Below are 20,681 nucleotides of genomic sequence, written 5' to 3'. Positions count from 1 at the left end.
GGTGGTGGACGGCCGCGTTGCGGGGCCGCAAAAAATGGTTTGTCTAGAAGCTTACCGGTGAATCGCCAGCGCGCGCCGCTTCAGCTGCGCGGCCCTGCGCCGTGACGATTTGCGGGTGCAGGTCTTCGGCGGGGGGCATCCAGGCAGCGGGATCGGCGGCCAGCTGCTCGCCGGAGCGGATGTCCTTGACCTGGTGGGCGCCGTCGCCGTCGGTGAACCAGACGAACGGGATGCCGCGCTTGTCCGCATACTTGATCTGTTTGCCGAACTTCTCTGCCTTGGCCGCCACCTCGGTGAAGATGCCGCGGGCACGCAGGGCGGCCGCGACGTCCTGCGCCTCGGGCCAGGAGTCCTCGTCGGCCAGGGCGACCAGGACGGCGGTGGGTACGGCGCGGGATGCGGTGGCGAATTCCTGGCTGAGGATGCGTGAAACCAGGCGCGTGACGCCGATGGAAAGCCCGACGCCGGGGAACTTGCGGCTCCCCTTGTGGGCCAGTGCGTCATAGCGCCCGCCCGAGCAGATGGAGCCGAGCTGCTCGTGGCCCACCAGCACCGTCTCGTAGACGGTGCCGGTGTAGTAATCCAGGCCGCGGGCGATCGAGAGGTCCGCCACGACGGAGCCGGGTGCGCTCCGCACGGCCGCGGCAATGACCTGCTCCAATTCGTCCAGGCCCTCCTCCATGAGTTCGTCGGTGACGCCCAGTGAGCGCACCTGCGCCACGAAGGACGTGTCCTCGGTGCGGATGGACGCCAGCGCCAGGGCCTTCGCGGCTTGTTCGTCGCTGGCGCCGAGTTCGCTTTTAAGCAGCCCGGCCACGGCCTCTGCGCCGATCTTTTCCAGCTTGTCGATGCTGCGCAGCACTCCGGCGGTGTCGGCCAGGCCGATGCCCCGGTAGAAGCCCTCGGCCAGCTTGCGGTTGTTGATGCGCAGCTTGAAGGCGGGGATCGGCAGGGCGGACAGCGCCTCGGCGATGACCAGCGCAAGTTCCACATCGTAGCGGAACGGCAGGACGCCGTCGGCCACCACGTCGATGTCCGCCTGGGTGAACTCCCGGGCACGGCCCTCCTGGGGGCGCTCGCCGCGCCACACCTTCTGGATCTGGTAGCGGCGGAACGGGAAGGAGAGGTAGCCGGCGTTTTCCACCACGTACCGGGCAAACGGCACCGTCAGGTCAAAGTGCAGGGCCAGCTGGTTGGGGTCCTCCTTGGCGCTGGAGGAGGCGTTGCCGTCGTCGTCCTGGAGGCGGGAGAGCGCATACACTTCCTTGTCGATCTCGCCCTTGCGCAGCAGCTGGCCCACGGTTTCCACCGCGCGGGTCTCCACGGAGCTGAAGCCGTGCAGTTCAAAGGTGCGCCGGAGCGTGTCCAACACATGCTGCTCCACCAGCCGCTCCTGTGGCAGCCACTCGGGGAAACCTGACAGGGAAGCATTGCGTGCCATGGGTGGAACTCTCCTAACAAGGGGTGCAGGACGGCGCGTCCCCGGCAAACGTGGCAGGGGACGGTCCTGGTAACGAAGTGATTGCGCTGCGGATGCCGCCACCGTGTCCGGCCTCAGGTGCGCAGATCCATGGGTAAACTGACATCCGGCTGCCATTTTATAAGGTTTGGCCCGCCGTCCCCAACCAGCTCCGGTCCCATGCACGGCGTGCAGGCCCGGAACACGCGACGAAACCATGGAGAAGCACCGTTGGCTAACAACAAAAAGGACGGCCGGGAGGCCAGGGCACGCATGGCCCGGCTGGCTGCCAACCGGCAGATGCACCAGGACCAGCTGGCCCGCCGCAAGCGCGACAACATCATTGCCGCCGCGGCCATGGCCGTGGCCATCGCCGTCGCCGTGGTCCTTGCCCTGACGGTCTTCTCCGGCCCGAAGAACGACTCCGTTGCCACGAACACCCCCACCGCCGGCGCGTCCCCCACGGCGGCGGGGACCAACAGCCCCACCGTCCCCAAGGCGGCCACCGCGGCCGGCAAGACGTTCACCGGCACGCTGACGCTGAACGGGCAGCCGATGGGCGTGGAAATTGACGGCACCAAGGCGCCGCAGGCCGCCGCCGTCTTCAAGTCGCTCGCGGACAGCAACTTCTTCAAGGGCAAGACCTGCCACCGCCTGACGGACTCCTCCAACTTTGCGCTGCTGCAGTGCGGCTCGCTCAACGGCGACGGCGCCGGCGACCCGAACTACCAGTGGGGCCCGGTGGAAAACTCCCCCGCCAACGGCCTCTACCCGGCCGGAAGCATCGCGGTGGCCCGCGGCGCCAGCACCTACAGCAACGGCACGCAGTTCTTCATTACGTACAAGGACACCACCCTTCCCCAGACCGACGGCGGCTACACCCTCATGGGCAAGGTCACCAGCGGCCTTGACGTAGTGGAGAAGATTGCCGCCGGCGGCATCACCCCGGGCGCCTCCGGGGCCGGGGACGGTGCACCCAAGACCAAGGTGACGATAGACTCGTTTACGCTGAAGTAGTTTCAAAAGGCCACCCCGTCCAGGCGCCAGCGCGCCCCCGGGACCGCAGCACGTTCGATCCCGGCCACATCGATCAACGTTTTTTCCTGCCAGACTTCCATCGACGCGAAAGACTTTTAGCGGTGACACACAGTCAACAATCCGACGAATCAACGGCCCTGCACACTGACGCGGAGGACACCCAGGCACCAGCCAACGGGGCCTCCCCCGAAACGGCTGGCCCCACGGAGGCAGCCCCGGCGGACCCTGCAGGGACCGAGCCAACGCCCGAGGAAACCTCCGAGGCAACGCGAGGGGCGGCACCCGAACCGGCACAGGAAGAGGAGGCCGCGGCTGCGGACGTTCCCGCACCGGCCCCCGCGGCACCTGAGGCACCGGCCCCCGCGGCCGCCACACCCGCCGCGCCCTCACCTGCTGCTCCCTCCCCCGTGGCGCCCTCACCGGCGGCCTTTGCGGCCCGGCCCAAGGTTCCCGGTGCACCGGCCGCCGCGGCACCGGTGCCCGCACCGGCACCGGCACCGGCACCGGCAGCACCCGTGGACCTTGCCGAAGCGGCAAAGTTTGGCCGCGCCGAAGAGGACGGCCACGTTTTCCTGAAGCTGGACGGCGAAGAGTTCCCGGTGGGCCAGTACCCCGGTGCCAGCAAGGACGAGGCCCTGGCCTACTTTGCCCGCAAGTTCGAGGACATCACCGCCCAGATCACGCTGCTGGAACAGCGCGTCGAGGCCAAGGCCGCCACGACCGACATGAACAAGACCGTGAACCACCTGCGGTCCCAGCTGGGCGAACGCAACAGCGTGGGCGACGTCAACGCCGCGCTGGCCCGCCTGGCCACCTTGGAGGAGTCCATCAAGGCCCTCCAGGCGGCCGAGCGCGCCACCCACGAGGCCGCCCGGGGCGTGGAGCTCGCGGCCCGTGAGGCCATTGTTGCCGAGGCCGAGGCGATTGCCGCCGAGGATCCCGCCACGGTCATGTGGAAGGTCAGCAGCGCCCGCATGAACGAGCTCTTTGAGTCGTGGAAGCAGGCACAGAAAACGGGCATGCGCCTGGGCCGGGCCACCGAAGAGGGCCTGTGGAAGCGCTTCCGCAGCGCCCGCACCGTCTTTGACCGCCACCGCCGCGCCTACTTCTCCCAGCTGGACAACAACAATGCCGCGGCCAAGGCTGCCAAGGAAGCCTTGATTGCCGCCGCTGAGGAGCTCTCCACCTCCACCGAATGGGGCTACGCCGCCGGGGAATACCGCCAGCTGATGGACCAGTGGAAGGCCTCCCCGCGCGCCAGCCGAAAGGACGACGACGCCCTCTGGAACCGCTTCCGGGCCGCCCAGGACAAGTTCTTCAAGGCCCGCCAGGCCGCCAACGAGGCCATCGACGAAGCGTTTGGTGCCAACCTGGTGGTCAAGGAAGCACTCATCACCGAGGCCCAGGCCCTGCTGCCCGTCACCGACCTGGCTGCCGCCAAGAAGGCACTGCAGTCCATCCGGGACCGCTGGGAAGAGGCCGGCAAGGTGCCGCGTGCGGACATGCAGCGCGTGGAGGGTGCACTCCGCAAGGTGGAGGACGCCGTCAAGGCCGCCGACGACGACAACTGGCGCCGCAGCGACCCCGAGGCCAAGGCCCGCACCAGCAGTGCGCTGGCGCAGCTGGAGGCGACCATCGCCGGGCTGAAGGAAGAACTGGCCGCCGCGGAGAAGGCCGGCGATGCCCGCAAATCAGCGAAGGCCAAGGAGGCACTCGCAGCACGCGAGCTCTGGCTTGAGCAGGTCCGCAAGGCTGCCGAGGACTTTAGCTGAGCCAAGCGCTTCACAGGGCCCCCGGGCCGGGTTGTCCACAATCCGCCCCCGGGGGCCTTTTTGCGTCCCCGTCCCATGGTGCAGGCTGGGCACATGCCCGATTCACTTGAGCCCGACGGCATCCTGGCCCCGGATGCCCAGTTCACCCTCGCCGAGCTGTGCGCCATGGAGCTCGACGGCGTGCTGGTGCGTGTGTTCGGCAAGGCCTTCCGGTCCGCCGCGGAGCCGGAAACGCCGGCACTCCGCGCGGCCGCGCTGGCCCACCAGGTGCCGGCCTCCATGGCAGCGCGGGCGGTGCTGGGACGTGGCTCGGCCGCCTGGATCCACGGCTGCGCCCCGCCACCCGCGGCCATCTGCCTGCTCCTGGACCGCCGCCACCGCACCACCTCGCTGCCGCCGCACAGCGGATGCACCGTCCATGAAGTGCACCTGGGGACGTACGACGTCGAACAGCTTGGCGGAGCGCGCGTCACGTGCGCGCTGCGCACGGCCGTGGACGTCGCCATGCACGAACCACCGGCGGCCGCCGTACCCGTGCTGCTGGCACTGTCCGCGGCGCCGGAACTGCAGTGTCCGCTGGGGCGCATCAATGCCGCGCTGGCCACGGCGCACCACATCCCCGGCAGGCGCCGGGCCCTGGCCCTGCTCCGCCGGCTGCTGGAGCCCTGACCGCGGCCCCGGTGGGCGGGCCCTAGTTGCGGCGCTGGGAGCCGGACGTCCGGTAGACGTCAAACACGCCGTCAATGCGCCTCACGGCGTTGAGCACGTGGTGCAGGTACTTCGGATCGCCCATTTCAAACGCAAAGCGGGAGAGCGCCACCCTGTCGCGCGAGGTCTTGACGCTGGCGGCCAGGATGTTGACGTGGCTTTCGGACAGCACCCGGGTGACGTCCGAGAGCAGGCTCTTGCGGTCCAGCGCCTCCACCTGGATCTCCACCAGGAACACCCCGGACTGCGTGGGGGCCCATTCGACGTCGACGAGCTTGCCGGGATCACTGTTCTTCAGGTGCACCAGGTTGGGGCAGTCCTCCCGGTGCACGGACACGCCCGAGCCCTTCGTGACATAGCCGGCGATCGGATCCGGCGGCACGGGCGTGCAGCAACGCGCCAGCTTGACCAGCACGTCGTCCACGCCGTGCACGATCACCCCGGAATCCGAGACCCTCGACCGGGCGTTGGAGACGTGGGTGGCCACGGGCCGGGCGGCGTCCTCAATGTCGTCGTTGACGCCCAGGACGTCAATGAGGCGTTCGACGACGGACTGGGCGGAGGTGTGCCCGTCGCCCACGGCGGCGTACAGCCCGGCGATGTCCACGTACCGGAAATGCTGGGTGACGGCGGTGAGGGCGTCGTGCGTCATCATTTTTTGCAGCGGCAGGTTTTGCTTGCGCATCTGCTTGGTCAGCAGTTCCTTGCCCTTTTCGATGGACTCTTCGCGGCGTTCCTTGCTGAACCACTGCCGGATCTTGTTCCGGGCCCGTGCGCTCTTGACGAAGTTTTGCCAGTCCTGGCTGGGGCCGGCCCCCTCGGCCTTCGAGGTGAAGATCTCCACGGTGTCGCCGTGTTCCAGCTCGCTGTTGAGCGGGACGAGCTTGCCGTTCACGCGGGCACCGATGGTGCGGTGCCCGACCTCGGTGTGCACGGCATAGGCAAAGTCGACGGGCGTGGAGCCGGCGGGCAGCGCGATGACCTGGCCCTTGGGGGTGTAGACAAAGACTTCGCGGGCGTTCATCTCGTAGCGCAGGGAGTCCAGGAACTCCCCCGGGTCCGAGGTCTCCTGCTGCCAGTCAACCAGGGTGCGCAGCCAGTTCATGTCCTCCTGGCCGGAGACGGGGCTTTTGTTCCCGGTCTTGTACTTCCAGTGTGCCGCCACGCCGTATTCGGCGCGCTGGTGCATTTCATGGGTGCGGATCTGGATTTCCACCGGCTTGCCGTCAGGGCCGATCACCGTGGTGTGCAGCGACTGGTACATGTTGAATTTCGGCATGGCAATGTAATCCTTGAACCGGCCGGGCAGCGGGTTCCAGCGGGCATGGATGGTGCCCAGGGCGGCGTAGCAGTCGCGCACCGTGTCGACCAGGACGCGCACGCCCATCAGGTCGTTGATGTCGTCAAAGTCCTTGGCCCGGACCACCATCTTTTGGTACACCGAGTAGTAGTGCTTGGGACGGCCGGTGATCTCCGCCTTGATCTTGGCTCCGCGCAGGTCTTCGCTGATCTGGCGGCGGATGACGGCCAGGTGCCTTTCCCGCTGCGGCGTACGGTCCTGCACCATGCGGACCAGTTCCTCGTACACCTTGGGGTACAGCGCGGCAAACGACAGGTCCTCAAGTTCCCACTTGATGGTGTTCATGCCCAGCCGGTGGGCCAGGGGCGCAAAGATGTCCAGGGTCTCGCGTGCCTTGCGGCCGGAGGACTCGGCGGAGACGAACCGCCAGGTGCGGGCGTTATGCAGCCGGTCGGCGAGCTTGATGACCAGGACGCGGATGTCCTGCGCCATGGCGATGACCATCTTGCGCACGGTCTCCGCCTGCGCCGAGTCGCCGAACTCCACCTTGTCCAGCTTCGTGACCCCGTCCACCAGCTTGGCGATCTCGTCACTGAAGTCGTGCCGCAGTTCATCAAGCGTGTAGGCCGTGTCTTCGACGGTGTCGTGCAGCAGGGCGGCGGCCAGGGTGGGCCCGGTCATGCCAAGCTCCGCCAGGATGGTGGCAACCGCCACCGGGTGGGTGATGTAGGGGTCCCCGCTCTTGCGCTTTTGCCCCTCATGGTATTTCTCGGCCACCGTGAAGGCACGGGTGATCAGGTCGAAGTCTTCCTTGGGGTTGTTGGCCCGGACAATGCGCAGCAAGGGTTCCAGGATCGGCGAGTGGCTTTCCGTATTCCAGCCGGCCAGCCGTGCCAGGCGGGACCGGGTGCGTTCGCGCCGTCCCGGAAAGGTTGGCCGCAGCTCGGCCGCAGCGTGCCCGGTGCGCCCGCCACGCCCGCCTGCGTTGCCGTCGCCGGATCCGTCGGCCACAATTCCATGCGAGGGTGATTGATCGCTCACTACGCACTCCCTCCCTCGTCTGTCCGGCCCCGGTCCGCCCTTGACAGGCCGGCCGGCGCCGTGCGGCATTTACCTAGTGTAATCCCGGCGCAGCCCGCCGCCTGACACGCAGCGAACGGGCCGGGACCGGTGCGTGCTGCACCCGTCCCGGCCCGTTCAGGCTGCCGTCCCGGCAGGCGCTATGCCTCCGCCGTATCGGCGGCGCGCCGGGCCAGGACCTTCTTGGCCTGCTTGGCCAGTTCGGGTTCGTTTTCACGCAGCCAGGCGTACATGGGTGCGGCGACAAAGACCGTCGAGAAGGTGCTGACAATGATGCCGATGAACAAGGCCAGGGACAGGTCACGCAGCGTGCCGGCCCCCAGCAGCAGCGCACCGATGAACAGGATGGATCCCACGGGCAGCACGGCCACCATCATGGTGTTGATGGAGCGCACCAGCGTCTGGTTCACGGCAAGGTTCACCTCCTCGCTGAAGGTCCGCCTTGTCGAGGTCTTGATGTCTGCCGTGTTCTCCCGGATCTTGTCGAAGACCACCACCGTGTCATACAGCGAATAGCTGAGGATGGTCAGGAAGCCGATGATGGCCGACGGCGTCACCTCAAAGTTCGATGCCCCGTAGACGCCGGCGGTGACGATCATGACGACGAGAAGCCCCACGATGGCCGCCAGCGACATCCGCCAGGTGCGGAAATACAGGGCCATCAGGAGGGTGGCCAGCAGCACGAACACGACAAAGCCGATGATCGCCTGCCGTGAGACGTCCTGTCCCCAGGTGGGGCCCACGAAGGTGGAGGCAATCTGTTTGTCGGGCACCCCGTAGGCGCCCATGAGCGCGTTCTTGAGCTTGATGGTCTGGTCGTCGGAGAGGCGGTCCGTCTGGACCTGCATGGTCTTGCCGGCAATGTTTGTCACCACGGCCACCGTTCCGGGGACGCTCTCGGCGGCAGCCTTTTCACCGATGGCCGGGCTGGTGTTGGCCACGTCGGAGATGGTGAACTGCGAGCCGCCGCGGAACTCGATGCCAAAGTTGAAGCCGCCGTTGAGCAGCGGGACCAGGATTGACAGCAGGACCGCCACGGCAGTGATGCTGAACCAGATCTTGCGCTTGCCAACGAACGGGTAGGCCCGCTGGCCGGTGTACAGCTCATTGCCGAATGTGGCGAAACTCTTCATTACTTGCTCTCCTTGGAGTCGTCACTGGACTCGGGCTTTTTGGCCCCGGCACCCCGGCTGCCGACCATTTCCGCTTCCTTGGCGGCCAGCCGCCGTTCGGCGATGGTCTGGCGGCGTTCGGCCTCGCCGGCGGCGCGGGCGTTCTTCCCCTGCGCCCTGGCAAGCGTGTCCTCGGGCGAGCGGAACCTGCCGGCCCCCCGGTACAACGGAACGGCTCCCAGCTGGACGGGGTCCAGGCCGGAGAAGCGGTGGCCGCCTCCGAAGAACCTGGTGCGTGCCAGCAGCAGCAGCGTGGGATGGGTGAACATGAAGACCACAATGAGGTCGGCCACGGCCGTCAGGCCCAGGGTGAAGGCGAAGCCCTTCACGTTGCCGACGGAGACAAAGTACAGCACCACCGAGGCAAGGATGTTCACGGCCTTGGACGCCAGGATGGTGCGTTTGGCACGCATCCAGCCGTTGTCGACGGCGGCCACCAGCCCGCGTCCTTCACGCAGTTCGTCCCTGACCCGTTCAAAGTAGACAATGAAGGAGTCGGCGGTCTGGCCAATGGAAACGATGATGCCGGCCACGCCGGCCAGTGAAAGGCGGTAGTTTTCGCTCCAGCCCAGCAGGATGATGGCCAGGTAGGTCAGGCCGCCGGCGATGACCAGGGACAGGATGGTGACGGTGCCCAGGGCGCGGTACTGGAACAGTGAATAGATCACGACCAGGCCCAGGCCGATGAGGCCTGCCAGCAGGCCCATTTCAAGCTGCTGGAGGCCCAACGTGGCGGAAATCTGTTCGTCGGACTGGATGTCGAAGCTGATCGGCAGGGCGCCGAACTTCAACTGGTCCGCCAGGGTCTTGGCGCTGGCCTCGGTGAAGTTGCCGGTGATCGAGGACTGCCCGTCCGTGATGACGGCCTGGGAGGCAGGGGCGGAAACCACGTTGCCGTCCAGGACAATGGCGAAGCGTGCCTGGGGGTCGTTCGGGTTGGCCAGGTATTTGGCATACAGGCGCTGGGTGACGTTCTTGAACGCTTCGGCGCCCTGCGGCTTGATGAGCGTGAGGGCGACCTGCCACTGGTTGGTGGTTGCCCCCTGCGCGCCGGTCTGCAGGCCATAGGATGCGGTCTGGATCCACTTGCCCGGTATCTCCACCGGACCGAGGATGTATTTGAAACCGGTGTCCGCTTCACAGGCCACCATGGGCTTGGCCGGGTCCGCGGTGGTGTCCGGCTCGCTCAGCGGGGCAACACAGCTGGTGGCTTCATACTTTTTCATGACCGCCGCATCGATCCAGTTCGGGTCGCTGGCGTTGGCGGGCTTGGCCGTGGGCTTGGGCAGCTTGTCCGCGGGCGTGCGCTTGGCAACGGGCACGGCGCCGGCGGGCGCCTCGCTGGAAACAATGACCGGACGGAAGTTCATGTTCGCGGAGGCCTTGATGAGGTTCCGCTGTTCGGTGGTGGGCGTGCCGGGCATCTGGACCACGACGTTGCGGCCGCCCTGGGTGGAGATCTGGGATTCGGACACGCCGGAACCGTCCACACGCTGGCGGATGATGGACACGGCCTGGTTGAGCTGGTCGGCCGAGATGCTGCCGGCCCCTTCAATCTTGGGGGCCAGGATCATCTGGGTGCCGCCCTCAAGGTCCAGGCCAAGCTTGGGGGCCCAGGATGCCGCACCGGAGAGGACTCCGGCCCCCACGGCCATAATGCATACGAGAATAAGCGCCCCCAGCCACAGAAGGGTTCTGCGCGCCGTGGTCGTCGGGCCGGTTCGTGCCATCAAGGGATCCTTCTACTGGTCACGGGTTAATGAACATGGCAAAACTGCCGCAGCGCACGTTCCCGCCACAGCAGTGCCAACCCCGAAAATTCCTAGTTGTCTTTGTTGTTTTCTTGGTTCAGGCGGGCCACGGTTTCCTCAACCGTTTCCTGCGAGGTTCCCGGCTTGTCCAGGTTGAGGGTCAGGGAGGAGGCGTCGTCCGGAACGGCGGAGCCGTCCACGGAGGCATCGACGGGGTCGATGATCTTGGCGACGGTCTGGCTGTGCACATTGAGCACCACGCCAGGGGCGACCTCCAGCTGGATCTTGTTGGCTTCGGTGTCCACGGCCTTGACGTGGCCGAACAGGCCAAAGTTGGTCATGATGTCCACGCCGGGAGCCAGCTTGGACGCCTTCTCCTGGGCTGCCGCCTTGGTCTTGCGTTGTTTGCGGATCATCATGATGATGAGCAGCGCAAACAGGGCAAACAGGACGAGGTTCATCGGGTTGAATCCGCCGGCGGGAGCGGCCTGGCTGGCGGCCAAAATGCTACTGAGGGTCACTGCAAAAGGTCCATTCATAGAAAAACAGGTGGTGCCAGGGACGCAGGGGGCGTGCCGGACGTCATACCAGTCTAGGGGGTAATCCTGAGTATGGGGTGAAGGGCCGGCGCCCGGGCCCCACAATCCCCCCGGCCGGCGGCTGCCGAACCCTGCATCCAGGCCCCGGCACCGCCGTTACGCGTCAGTTTCGCCCTCGTCGAACGGCAGCATGGCGGCGGCCACGGCATTGCCCGGCATCCGCAGGCCCAGATGGTCCCAGGCGGCCGGCATGGCGATGCGCCCGCGCGGGGTCCGGCCCAGCAGGCCTTCGCGCACCAGAAAGGGTTCCGCCACGGTTTCCACGGTTTCGGATTCCTCGCCCACCGCGATGGCCAGGGTGGACAGGCCCACAGGGCCCCCGTTGAACTTGTTGACGAGGGCTTCAAGGACGGCACGGTCCAGGCGGTCAAGCCCGCGGGCGTCCACTTCGTACATGTCCAGGGCGGCGGAGGCCGTACGGGCGTCAATGGTTTCGATGCCGTGCACCAGCGCCCAGTCGCGCACGCGGCGCAGGAGCCGGTTGGCGATGCGGGGCGTGCCGCGGGAGCGCCCGGCGATTTCGGCGAACCCCGCGCTGGTCAGCTTCAGGTCGAGCATGCCCGCGGAGCGCCGGAGCACCAGTTCCAGCTCCTCCACGGAGTAGAACTCGAGGTGGCCCGTGAAACCGAAGCGGTCGCGCAGCGGCCCGGGCAGCAGCCCGGCGCGCGTGGTGGCACCCACCAGGGTGAAGGGCGGCAGTTCCAGCGGGATGGCCGTGGCGCCGGCGCCCTTGCCGACAATGATGTCCACCCGGAAATCTTCCATGGCCATGTACAGCATTTCCTCGGCGGGCCGGGACATGCGGTGGATCTCGTCGAGAAACAGCACCTCCCCGTCGGAGAGCGAGGAGAGGATGGCGGCCAGGTCCCCGGCGTGCTGGATGGCCGGTCCCGAACTGATGCGCAAGGGTGCGTTCATCTCTGCGGCGATGATCATGGCCAGTGTGGTCTTGCCCAGTCCGGGCGGGCCGGACATCAGCACGTGGTCGGCGCTGCGGCCGCGGATCTTGGACGCGGCCAGCACCAGGGCCAGCTGCTTGCGCACCCGTTCCTGCCCCACAAAGTCGTCCAGGTTTTTGGGGCGCAGCGCGGCCTCGAGTTCGCGCTCCTCGGGCTCGGCGGCCGGGGCCACCTCCCGGGATGGCCGGTTCCCGCCGCCGGAGCCGATGTTCATTTGGCCCGGGAGGAGGGCGCCGTCGTCCAGTTCGGCCACGGCCTAGCGCACCCGGCTTGGCTGGCGGGCCCCGCCCTGGCGTGCGGTGTCCTGGCCCAGCCAGCGCAGGGTGGCCCGCAGGATGGCGGGGACGTTTGCGCCTTCGGCAAGTTCCGGTTCCGCCGCCAGCGCAGCATCAATGCTCTTCAACGCATCCTTTTCGTTCCAGCCAAGGCTGGTCATGGCCGCCACGACCTGGTCCTTCCACGCCAGCGGCGCGCCTGGCGCCGGGGCTGCCGCGGCCGGCCCGCTGCCGGTGGGTTTGAGCTTGCCCTTGAGTTCGAGGACGATCCGCCCGGCCACCTTCGGCCCCACCCCGGGGACCTTGGTGAACACGGTGCCGTCGCCGGCGGCCACACCACGGCGGATGCTCTCCGGTTCCAGCACGGCCAGGATGGCCAGGGCCAGGCGCGGACCGATCCCGCTGACGCCCATGAGGATGTCGAAGACCTCGCGCTCCCCGGCATCGGCAAAGCCGTACAGGGTCATGGAGTCCTCACGGACAATCATCGAGGTGGTCAAGGTGCCCTCCTCGCCCACCGTGAGGCTGCCCAGTGTCTTGGGCGTGGCGTGCACCAGCATGCCCACCCCGTTGACGTCGATCACGGCCTGCGCCAGTGAAAGGTGGGCCACAGGTCCGCGGACAAAACTGATCATTGCCTTAGCTCCTTATGAAACGATCCTGGCGCCCATTCTATCGAACACAGCTACGAACGGCTAACGCCAGGCCGCACCGGGCTTTTCCTTGTTCTTGGTCAGTTTCGCCTTGGCCTCGGCGTCGCGCCACAACTTTTGGGCCGCCGTCGTGCCCCGGGAGCCTGTGCCGTCCCCGCCAAGGGCGCTGCCGCTGCGCCACGCGTGGGCAATCGCGAGGGCCAGGGCGTCGGCCGCGTCGGCGGGTCGCGGCGGTTCGTCCAGCCGCAGGATCCGGGCCACCATGGCGGTGACGGAGGCCTTGTCGGCGCGTCCGCTGCCGGTCACCGCGGCCTTGACCTCTGACGGCGTGTGCATGGCCACCGGGATGTTGCGGCGGGCGGCGGCCACCATGACCACGCCGGACACCTGTGCCACGCCCATCACCGTGCTGAGGTTGGTCTGGGCGAAGACCCGTTCAATGGCCAGCACCTCGGGCTTAAAAACGTCCAGCCACCGGTCGATCGCATTCGCGATGACGAGCAGCCGGGCATCGAGCGGCAATTCGTGGGAGCTGCCCACCACACCGACCCCCGCGAGGGTGGCGGTGCGGTTCGGGGCAACGTCCACCACGCCCAGACCGCAGCGGGTCAGGCCGGGGTCGACGCCCAGGACGCGCAGGTCCTAGTCCTCTTCGAGCGCGGCGAGGACTTCCTCGCTCATGTCCGCGTTGGAGTAGATGTTCTGGACGTCGTCCAGGTCCTCGAGCGCGTCGTAGAGCTTCATGAACTTCCGGGCGTGTTCGACGTCCAGTTCCACCTGCATGGACGGGACAAATCCGGCCTCATCGGTTTCGTATTCAATGCCGGCATCCGTCAGGGCCGCGCGGATCGCGGGCAGGTCCGCGGTGTCGGAGATGATCTCAAAGTTCTCGCCCTCGTCCTTGACCTCCTCGGCGCCGGCGTCGAGGACCGCCATGAGGAGGTCGTCCTCGGTGAGCCCGTTCTTGGGCAGGCCCACGATTCCCTTGCGGGTGAACATGTACGCCACGGAGCCGGGGTCGCCCATGTTGCCGCCGTTGCGGCCCACGGCGAGGCGCACCTCGGAGGCGGCACGGTTCTTGTTGTCGGTGAGGCACTCGATCAGCAGCGCGGTGCCCTGGGGGCCGTAGCCTTCGTACATGATGGTCTGGTAGTCGACGGCTTCGCCGAGCAGGCCCGCGCCGCGCTTGATGGCGCGGTCAATGTTGTCGTTGGGCACCGAGGTCTTCTTGGCCTTGGACACGGCGAGTTCCAGGGCCGGGTTGCCGGCGAGATCGGCCCCGCCCATGCGGGAGGCAACCTCGATGTTTTTGATCAGTTTCGCGAACGACTTGGCACGGCGGCTGTCAATGATGGCTTTTTTGTGCTTGGTGGTCGCCCATTTGGAGTGGCCTGACATGGTTACGCTTCTCCTCTGATCATTCGAATAAAAAGTTCGTGGATGCGGCGCTCGCCCGTCACTTCCGGATGGAAGGAGGTGGCAAGCAAGTGCTGCGACCGCACGGCGACGGCACGTTCAACGGAACCAATTCTACCGTTTTGCGGTGCCGGGTGCGCCTCGGCCGGGATTTCCACACTGGCAAGGACCTCCACGGAGGCGCCCACGCGCTCCACCCACGGGGCTCGGATGAACACGGCGTGGACCGGCTTGGCCGCCCGGCCGCCGGCTTGCCCACAGGGCTCCAGCCGGGAAAAGTCCAGCTCGGTCTCGAAGGAATCGACCTGCCGGCCGAACGCGTTGCGGCGTACCGTGATGTCCAGCCCGCCGAGGGTCTGCTGCGCGTTGCCGGCCAGGTCGGTGGCGGGGTCGGCGATTTCGTCGGCCAGCAGGATCATGCCGGCGCAGCTGCCGTACACGGGCAGGCCGGACTGGATGCGCTCGCGCAGCGGCCCGCGCAGCCCAAAAATCCGCGTCAGCTTGTCGATGGTGGTGGATTCCCCGCCGGGAAGCACCAGGCCGTCGACGGCGGCCAGCTCGGCGGGGCGGCGCACGGCCGACACGCGCGCACCGCAGGCCGCCAGGGCCCGGGCGTGTTCACGCACGTCGCCCTGCAGGGCGAGGATGCCCACCAAAGGGCGGGAGCCGCCGTCGTACGGGGAAGAATCAGGGATGGGAACAGTCACTTTTCCATCATAGATGGGCGCAATGTCACTTGTTTGCACGCCTCCCGCACCGGGGCCTGGCAGGCCCCCGGGCGCCAAGCAAGTAGCATTGGGCGAGGACTGACGTACTAAAGATGAGGTAATGCAGTATGTGCGGAATCGCCGGATACTACGGTTATGGGGAAGACGAAACCCTCCTGGGGGCAATGAACGCGTGCATGGTGCACCGCGGGCCCGACGGGGAAGGCCTCTACACACATGGCAACGTAGGACTCGCCCACCGGCGCCTCTCGATCATCGATGTGGCCCACGGCCAGGAGCCCATGTACAGCGCCGACGGGGAAACCGTCCTGGTGTACAACGGCGAGGTGTACAACTACCTGGACCTGCGCGCCGAGCTGGAGTCCCTGGGCCGCGACTTCGCCACCCAGTCGGACACCGAAGTGGTGCTGCAGTCCTACCAGGAGTGGGGCGACGCCGCCTTTGACAAGTTCAACGGCATGTTCGGCCTGGCCATCCACGACCGCAAAAACAACCGCCTGGTGCTGGCCCGCGACCACTTCGGCATCAAGCCGCTGTACTACGCCACGGCCGGCACGCCCGAGGCGCCCACGCTGCTGTTCGGCTCGGAGATCAAGCCGCTGCTGGCCGCCGGGAAGCTGGAGCAGGAAGTCAATGAGCGGATCCTTTTCCGCTACCTGCAATTCCGCATCCACGACGAGGAGGCCGAGACGTTCTTCGCCGGCATCCACAAGCTCATGCCGGGCGAAAAACTGGTCCTGGACACGGTGGACACGGAAGCCGGTCCCGCGGGGACCATCACCATCAGTCCGTACACGCGACTGAAGGAGGAACTGGCCGAGCTGGCCAAGATCGAAACCCCCTACTCGCAGGCCGTCATCGACGAATACCGCGACCGGTTCACGGAGGGCGTGCGCCTGCGCCTGCAGTCCGAAGTCCCCGTCGGCACGGCCCTGTCCGGCGGGCTGGACTCCTCCGCCGTCGTGGCCACCATCAACAAGCTCATGCAGGACAAGGCAGCTGCCACGGACTCGCTGGGCGCCACGCAGCAGACCTTCTCCGCCGTCTTCCCCAACTCGCTCAACGACGAGGAAAAGTACGCCGACGCCGTGCTGGCGCGCTGCGCAGGCAACGTCACCAGCCACAAGATCCGTCCGCAGGCCGCCGAGTTTGTGGCGGACCTGGAGGACTTTGTGCGCACCATGGAGGAGCCCATCATCTCCTCCGGCCCGTACGCCCAGTACCAGGTGATGCGCGAGGCGTCCAAGCACGTGACCGTCCTGCTCGACGGCCAGGGCGCCGACGAGATGATGGCCGGCTACATCCCCTACTACTTTGCCTACCTGCGCCAGCTGAAGAAGAACGGCCAGACCGCCAAGCTCGCCAAGGAACTGGCCTCCAGCGCGGACATCCTGTTCCGCCTGGCCCGTTTCCGCATCCAGGGCGCCCTGACGTTCAAGAAGGCCACGGGCATCACCCCGCTGCTGAACAAGAAATTCACGTCAAAGTGGAAGTCCGAGACCTTCTCCAACATCCCGGACAACCTCAAGCTGCGCCTCATCGACGACCTGTTCCACAAGTCCCTGCCGGCCGTGCTGCGCTACGAGGACAAGAACACCATGCGCTTCTCCCTGGAGGGCCGTGTGCCGTTCCTGGACAAGGAAGTGGTGAAGTTCCTGTTCAGCCTGGACGATGAATCCATCATCAAGGGCGGCTGGAACAAGCGGATCCTGCGCGACGCCACGCGCGGGCTGCTGCCGGAGATGATCAGCAACCGCCGCAACAAGATCGGCTTCACCACGCCGGAGGCCGAGTGGTTCTCGTTGATGAAGGAAAAAATCTACGAGATCTTCCTCTCCTCCTCCTTCGGCGCCCGCCCGTACTGGAACCAGGACGCCGTCATCTACGCCTTCGAGGAGTACCTCAGCGGCAAGTCCGCCGGCTCCACCATGGTGTTCTGGCGCCTGATCAACACCGAGCTTTGGCTGCGCGAGTTCTTTGACGTGCCCGAGGCCAAGGCCGGGATCGAGGGCAAGAGCGACTACATCCCCAACGCGGACAAGCAGCTGGACATCACCGTCCCCAACGGCGCCGGCACGTTCCGCCGCTACCCGCTGCGCACCGAGGTCTTTTACAAGGAAACCGACTTCGACCCGACCGTCATGCAGTACGTCAAGCGCTTCTTTGACGGCCTGCCCGCCGCCGGCGGCGACCACGGCACGGCGACGGCGGACACCCCCTGGTACCTGTTCGTCTCGGAAAAGATCGTGGCCATGACCCAGGGCCGCTCCATCCCGGTCTGGGACATCAAGGTCTCCGGCGCGGCGCGGATCTTCAGCAAGTTCGTCACCCGCAACCCGGGCGGGATCGGCCTGGCCAGCCCCTGGTCCATGCAGCTGGCCATCGACGAGGTGGGCCTGCCCCGCATCATGTACGCCTCCGCCCGCTCCGTGATCGGCAAGCTGCAGGGAAAGTCCGGCGTGTTCTACGAGGTGGTGGGCCACAACATCAACGCCATCGACGGCGCCGCCGGCTACCAGGTGGGCACCTCCACCCATTCGGTGAAGTACGCGCCGCTGGACCCCGACGGCGTGGCGGCCCGCCTCAGCGCCCTGGTCCGGGCCACGGTGCCCGCCGAATACGCCGCAAACTTTGCCGGCACGGCGGTCATGGACGCCAATGACCTCGGCGTCGTGGCCCTGGGCCACGACACGCAGCTGGAGAAGGACGTGCTGCAGGACATCTTCCGTGACAACCCGCAGGGCCAGACCACGGAAACCACGCCGATGTCCCTGGTGTTCCAGCAGCAGGGCGTGCCCGCCCAAAAGTAGCGGCACCACGGCACGGCACAACCGGCGGACGACGGCGAAACGTACCTTTCGCCGTCGTCCGCCGGTTAAACGTGAAAGAGTGGCGAACATGACTGAGGAATTTTCCGGCAACCCCTTCCGGGCCGCCAGCACGCTGCCGTACCAGCTGCCCGATTTCGCGGCCATCGCCGACAGCGACTACCTGCCGGCCTTTGAGGCCGGGTTTGCCCGGCAGCTGGCGGAGATCGAGGCGATCACGGCGAACCCGGAGCCGGCGTCGTTTGGGAACACCGTGGCGGCCATGGAACGCAGCGGGGCCGTGCTGGGCCGCGTATCCAACGTTTTCTTCAACATCGCCTCTTCCTGCGGCACGCCGGCCATCCAGGAGATCGAGCAGCAGATTGCCCCGCGCCTGGCCGCGCACACGGACGCGGTGCTGCTCAACGCCGACCTCTACCGGCGGTTCCTGGACGTGCCCACGGACGCCCTGGACGCCGAGTCCGTGCGGCTGGTGGACGAATACCGGAAGTCGTTCACCCGGGCAGGGGTGGGGCTTGACGCACCCGGGCAGGCGCGGCTGCGCGGGCTCAACGGCAGGCTGTCCTCGCTCAGCACCGAATTTTCCCAAGGGGTCATGCAGGCCGGCAACGACGCCGCCCTCCTGGTCGAGGACGCAGCGGAGCTTGACGGGCTCACCCCCGATGACCTTGCCGCGGCGGCCGCCGCGGCCCGTGCCGCCGGGCACGGCTCCGGCTACCTGCTGACTCTGGTCCTGCCCACTGCCCAGCCGGCACTGGAGGTGCTCACGAACAGGGAAACGCGGCGCCGGCTGCACCTGGCCTCCGTGGGGCGCGGCGGTGCCGGCTCCACGGTCCCCGGCCTCGCCGCCACCATCGCCGCGCTGCGGGCCGAGCGCGCTGCGCTTTTGGGATTTGCCAGCGAGGCCGAACGGGCCATCGAGCCGCAGACCGCGCCGTCGGTGGGGGCCGTCCACGCCATGCTCATTCCCCTCACCGCCGCCGCCGTGCGGAATGCACGGTCCGAGGAGGCGAAGCTGGCGGCGGCGGCCGGGCACCCGATCGAGGCCTGGGACTGGGCGTTTTATGCCGCGCAGGTGCGCCGGGACGAATACGGCGTGGATCTGGCTGCCCTGCGCCCCTGGTTCGAGCTCGAATCCGTCCTGCACAACGGCGTGTTTTACGCAGCCTCCGCCCTGTACGGGCTGTCCTTCACCGAGCGCCACGACCTGGCCGGGTACCACCCGGACGTGCGTGTCTGGGAGGTGTTCAACGCGGACGGCTCCGCACTGGGCCTGTTCCTGGGCGACTGGTTCACGCGCGGGACGAAGCGCGGCGGGGCGTGGATGAACTCCTTCGTGGAGCAGTCGGCGCTCGAGGGGACGCACGCCGTCGTGGTCAACAACCTTAACATCCCGAAGCCGCCGGAGGGTGAGCCGGCGCTGTTGACGTACGACGAGGTCGTGACGTGCTTCCACGAGTTCGGCCATGCGCTGCACGGCCTCTTCTCCAACGTCGGCTGGCCACGGTTCTCCGGGACCAACGTGCCCCGGGACTTCGTGGAGTACCCGTCCCAGGTCAACGAGATGTGGATCCTGTGGCCCGAGGTGCTGGCCAACTACGCCCTGCACCACCGCAGCGGTGAGCCGCTGCCGGAGGGCACGGCGGGGAAACTGCAGGCCGCCGCCCTGTGGGGCCAGGGCTTCGCCACGACCGAATACCTGGCAGCTGCGCTGCTGGACCTCGCCTGGCACGAACTGCCCGCCGGTGCCCCGGTGGAGGACCCGCTGGCGTTCGAGGCCGCGGCCCTGGCGGCTGCCGGCGTGGACCTGCCCGCCGTGCCGCCGCGCTACCGCACCGGCTACTTCAACCACATCTTCGCCGGCGGTTATGCGGCCGGGTACTACTCCTACCTTTGGAGCGAGGTGCTCTACGCCGACACGGAAGCCTGGTTCAAGGCCAACGGCGGACTGGCCAGGGCCAATGGGGACCATTTTCGCGAGACGCTGCTGGGCCGCGGCTTCTCGGTGGACCCCCTGGCGGCCTTCAGAGAATTTGCCGGGCGCGACGCGGACACGGCGCCGCTGCTTGCCCGGCGGGGGCTGGCGTAGGCCATGGTGACGCTCGCAGACTGTGAACGCACGCAGCACGCCTGGTTCCGGGCCCAGGCCGCCGCGACGGGCGGGCGCGCCTTTGGCACACACCGCATGGACTGGGTGTGGCTGCCCGAAACCCGGGAAATGCTGTGCCTGTTCCCCACCGAAATCACCGAAGCCGGCCTGCTGCCCGCCCTGGCCGAAGCCGAACGCCGCGGTGCCGCCGTGGTGGGCGTGTGGCTGAACGCCGCCGTGAAGCCCGGCGAGCTGGAGCGGCGGCGTTTTGGGCGCGGCTGGCAGCCGTGGTGGATGACGGTGCCGCTGGACCCGGAAAGGCAGGCGGCCGGCGGTGACGCCCCCGACGGGCGGGTGCGCCTCGATGCACCGGCTGAGGGCGTCTGTGCCCTCGACCCGCCGCAGGCCTGGCGGGCCACCGCGCACGTCGGGGACGAATGGGCCGGGCAGTCCTATGTTTTTGTGCCACCGGAACAAGGCGGCAAGCACCTGGCTGGCATCTTCGACATGTACGTGGCGCCGGAGCACCGCCGCACCGGGCTGGGCACCGCCCTGCTCGACCGCCTCTCGCAGGCCGCGGCCGACGCCGGTGCGGAGCACCTGCTGCTCAACGCCACCCCGGAGGGGCTCGAACTGTACCGGAACCGCGGCTTCCAGCTCATCGGCAAGGGCCGCACATGGTGGTACCACCTGCCGGCCTGAAGACGCTCCCGCACAACCGGGGCACTCTTGACCAACGCTCCCGCACAACCGGGGCACTACGGGCAAACGCTCCCGCGCGACCGGGACAAAGAAAGCGGCATTCCCGCAGCTCGCGTAAAGGCGAGGCGGGAATGCCGCTTCCGCGGTGTTGT

General features: G+C 67.4%; 16 protein-coding genes. 6 read left to right on the top strand and 10 right to left on the bottom strand.

Translation table 11 applies throughout. The annotated features are described in order from the left end of the window. Nucleotides 1–43: 43 nt before the first annotated feature. Nucleotides 44–1,441, bottom strand: coding sequence for a histidine--tRNA ligase (gene hisS / locus G6035_RS04425; protein WP_176615868.1), 1,398 nt, complete (start codon nt 1,439–1,441; stop codon nt 44–46). A 249-nt stretch (nt 1,442–1,690) separates the two neighbouring features. Between hisS and G6035_RS04420 the strand changes: the two genes are divergently transcribed. The 3 genes from G6035_RS04420 to G6035_RS04410 all read left to right on the top strand — a co-directional run bounded on the left by G6035_RS04420 (nt 1,691) and on the right by G6035_RS04410 (nt 4,938). Beyond that, nucleotides 1,691–2,476: a peptidylprolyl isomerase gene (locus G6035_RS04420; RefSeq protein ID WP_176615867.1), complete on the top strand. Its 786-nt coding sequence runs from the start codon at nt 1,691–1,693 to the stop codon at nt 2,474–2,476. A 122-nt stretch (nt 2,477–2,598) separates the two neighbouring features. Further along, complete coding sequence (locus tag G6035_RS04415; protein WP_176615866.1) at nt 2,599–4,269, top strand: DUF349 domain-containing protein; 1,671 nt, start codon at nt 2,599–2,601, stop codon at nt 4,267–4,269. A gap of 93 nt (nt 4,270–4,362) precedes the next feature. Beyond that, the gene (locus G6035_RS04410) at nt 4,363–4,938 is read left to right on the top strand and encodes a hypothetical protein (RefSeq protein ID WP_176615865.1); all 576 of its coding nucleotides are present in this window, start codon (nt 4,363–4,365) and stop codon (nt 4,936–4,938) included. A gap of 22 nt (nt 4,939–4,960) precedes the next feature. Here G6035_RS04410 and G6035_RS04405 read toward each other — a convergent pair whose 3' ends face one another. The 9 genes from G6035_RS04405 to pdxT form a co-directional block, all read right to left on the bottom strand. Next, on the bottom strand, nt 4,961–7,219 hold the full coding sequence (locus G6035_RS04405; protein ID WP_256127742.1) for a bifunctional (p)ppGpp synthetase/guanosine-3',5'-bis(diphosphate) 3'-pyrophosphohydrolase: 2,259 nt from the start codon (nt 7,217–7,219) through the stop codon (nt 4,961–4,963). A 278-nt stretch (nt 7,220–7,497) separates the two neighbouring features. Continuing rightward, entirely contained in the window at nt 7,498–8,490 is a 993-nt protein-coding gene (gene secF / locus G6035_RS04400; RefSeq protein ID WP_176615863.1) for a protein translocase subunit SecF, read from the bottom strand. Beyond that, the gene (gene secD, locus G6035_RS04395) at nt 8,490–10,259 is read right to left on the bottom strand and encodes a protein translocase subunit SecD (RefSeq protein ID WP_176615862.1); all 1,770 of its coding nucleotides are present in this window, start codon (nt 10,257–10,259) and stop codon (nt 8,490–8,492) included. The genes secF and secD overlap by 1 nt, the downstream gene beginning before the upstream one ends. A gap of 92 nt (nt 10,260–10,351) precedes the next feature. Next, complete coding sequence (gene yajC, locus G6035_RS04390) at nt 10,352–10,801, bottom strand: preprotein translocase subunit YajC (protein WP_371130840.1); 450 nt, start codon at nt 10,799–10,801, stop codon at nt 10,352–10,354. 174 nt (nt 10,802–10,975) lie between these two features. Beyond that, the gene (ruvB, locus tag G6035_RS04385) at nt 10,976–12,052 is read right to left on the bottom strand and encodes a Holliday junction branch migration DNA helicase RuvB (protein WP_176615993.1); all 1,077 of its coding nucleotides are present in this window, start codon (nt 12,050–12,052) and stop codon (nt 10,976–10,978) included. Nucleotides 12,053–12,094: 42 nt separating this feature from the next. After that, nucleotides 12,095–12,748: a Holliday junction branch migration protein RuvA gene (gene ruvA, locus G6035_RS04380; protein WP_176615860.1), complete on the bottom strand. Its 654-nt coding sequence runs from the start codon at nt 12,746–12,748 to the stop codon at nt 12,095–12,097. A 60-nt stretch (nt 12,749–12,808) separates the two neighbouring features. Next, nucleotides 12,809–13,405 (bottom strand): crossover junction endodeoxyribonuclease RuvC, encoded by a 597-nt coding sequence (gene ruvC / locus G6035_RS04375; RefSeq protein ID WP_176615992.1) that lies wholly within the window; start codon nt 13,403–13,405, stop codon nt 12,809–12,811. 3 nt (nt 13,406–13,408) lie between these two features. Then, the gene (locus G6035_RS04370; protein WP_176615859.1) at nt 13,409–14,164 is read right to left on the bottom strand and encodes a YebC/PmpR family DNA-binding transcriptional regulator; all 756 of its coding nucleotides are present in this window, start codon (nt 14,162–14,164) and stop codon (nt 13,409–13,411) included. Between the two features lie 2 nt (nt 14,165–14,166). Further along, nucleotides 14,167–14,889 carry a pyridoxal 5'-phosphate synthase glutaminase subunit PdxT gene (gene pdxT / locus G6035_RS04365; protein WP_176615858.1) on the bottom strand — a complete coding sequence of 241 codons (723 nt, stop codon included), beginning with the start codon at nt 14,887–14,889 and terminating at the stop codon, nt 14,167–14,169. Nucleotides 14,890–15,017: 128 nt separating this feature from the next. Between pdxT and asnB the strand changes: the two genes are divergently transcribed. The 3 genes from asnB to G6035_RS04350 all read left to right on the top strand — a co-directional run bounded on the left by asnB (nt 15,018) and on the right by G6035_RS04350 (nt 20,529). After that, complete coding sequence (gene asnB / locus G6035_RS04360; protein ID WP_176615857.1) at nt 15,018–17,720, top strand: asparagine synthase (glutamine-hydrolyzing); 2,703 nt, start codon at nt 15,018–15,020, stop codon at nt 17,718–17,720. Between the two features lie 88 nt (nt 17,721–17,808). Continuing rightward, nucleotides 17,809–19,827, top strand: a complete 2,019-nt coding sequence (locus tag G6035_RS04355; protein WP_176615856.1) for a M3 family metallopeptidase — start codon at nt 17,809–17,811, stop codon at nt 19,825–19,827. A 3-nt stretch (nt 19,828–19,830) separates the two neighbouring features. After that, nucleotides 19,831–20,529 (top strand): GNAT family N-acetyltransferase, encoded by a 699-nt coding sequence (locus G6035_RS04350; RefSeq protein WP_176615855.1) that lies wholly within the window; start codon nt 19,831–19,833, stop codon nt 20,527–20,529. Nucleotides 20,530–20,681: the final 152 nt, after the last annotated feature.

The sequence above is a fragment of the Arthrobacter sp. SDTb3-6 genome (assembly GCF_013376095.1).
GTDB lineage: Bacteria > Actinomycetota > Actinomycetes > Actinomycetales > Micrococcaceae > Specibacter.
Note: the sequence above shows the minus strand (reverse complement) of the source record. Positions and strands in the feature narration are given on the sequence as shown.

Excerpts from the sequence above, each read along its gene's own strand:
- G6035_RS04370 (WP_176615859.1), bottom strand. The coding sequence starts at position 14,164 with ATGTCAGGCCACTCCAAATGGGCGACCACCAAGCACAAAAAAGCCATC.
- ruvA (WP_176615860.1), bottom strand. The coding sequence starts at position 12,748 with ATGATCAGTTTTGTCCGCGGACCTGTGGCCCACCTTTCACTGGCGCAG.
- asnB (WP_176615857.1), top strand. The coding sequence starts at position 15,018 with ATGTGCGGAATCGCCGGATACTACGGTTATGGGGAAGACGAAACCCTC.
- hisS (WP_176615868.1), bottom strand. The coding sequence starts at position 1,441 with ATGGCACGCAATGCTTCCCTGTCAGGTTTCCCCGAGTGGCTGCCACAG.
- G6035_RS04355 (WP_176615856.1), top strand. The coding sequence starts at position 17,809 with ATGACTGAGGAATTTTCCGGCAACCCCTTCCGGGCCGCCAGCACGCTG.
- secD (WP_176615862.1), bottom strand. The coding sequence starts at position 10,259 with ATGGCACGAACCGGCCCGACGACCACGGCGCGCAGAACCCTTCTGTGG.
- G6035_RS04410 (WP_176615865.1), top strand. The coding sequence starts at position 4,363 with ATGCCCGATTCACTTGAGCCCGACGGCATCCTGGCCCCGGATGCCCAG.
- G6035_RS04350 (WP_176615855.1), top strand. The coding sequence starts at position 19,831 with ATGGTGACGCTCGCAGACTGTGAACGCACGCAGCACGCCTGGTTCCGG.
- ruvB (WP_176615993.1), bottom strand. The coding sequence starts at position 12,052 with ATGAACATCGGCTCCGGCGGCGGGAACCGGCCATCCCGGGAGGTGGCC.
- secF (WP_176615863.1), bottom strand. The coding sequence starts at position 8,490 with ATGAAGAGTTTCGCCACATTCGGCAATGAGCTGTACACCGGCCAGCGG.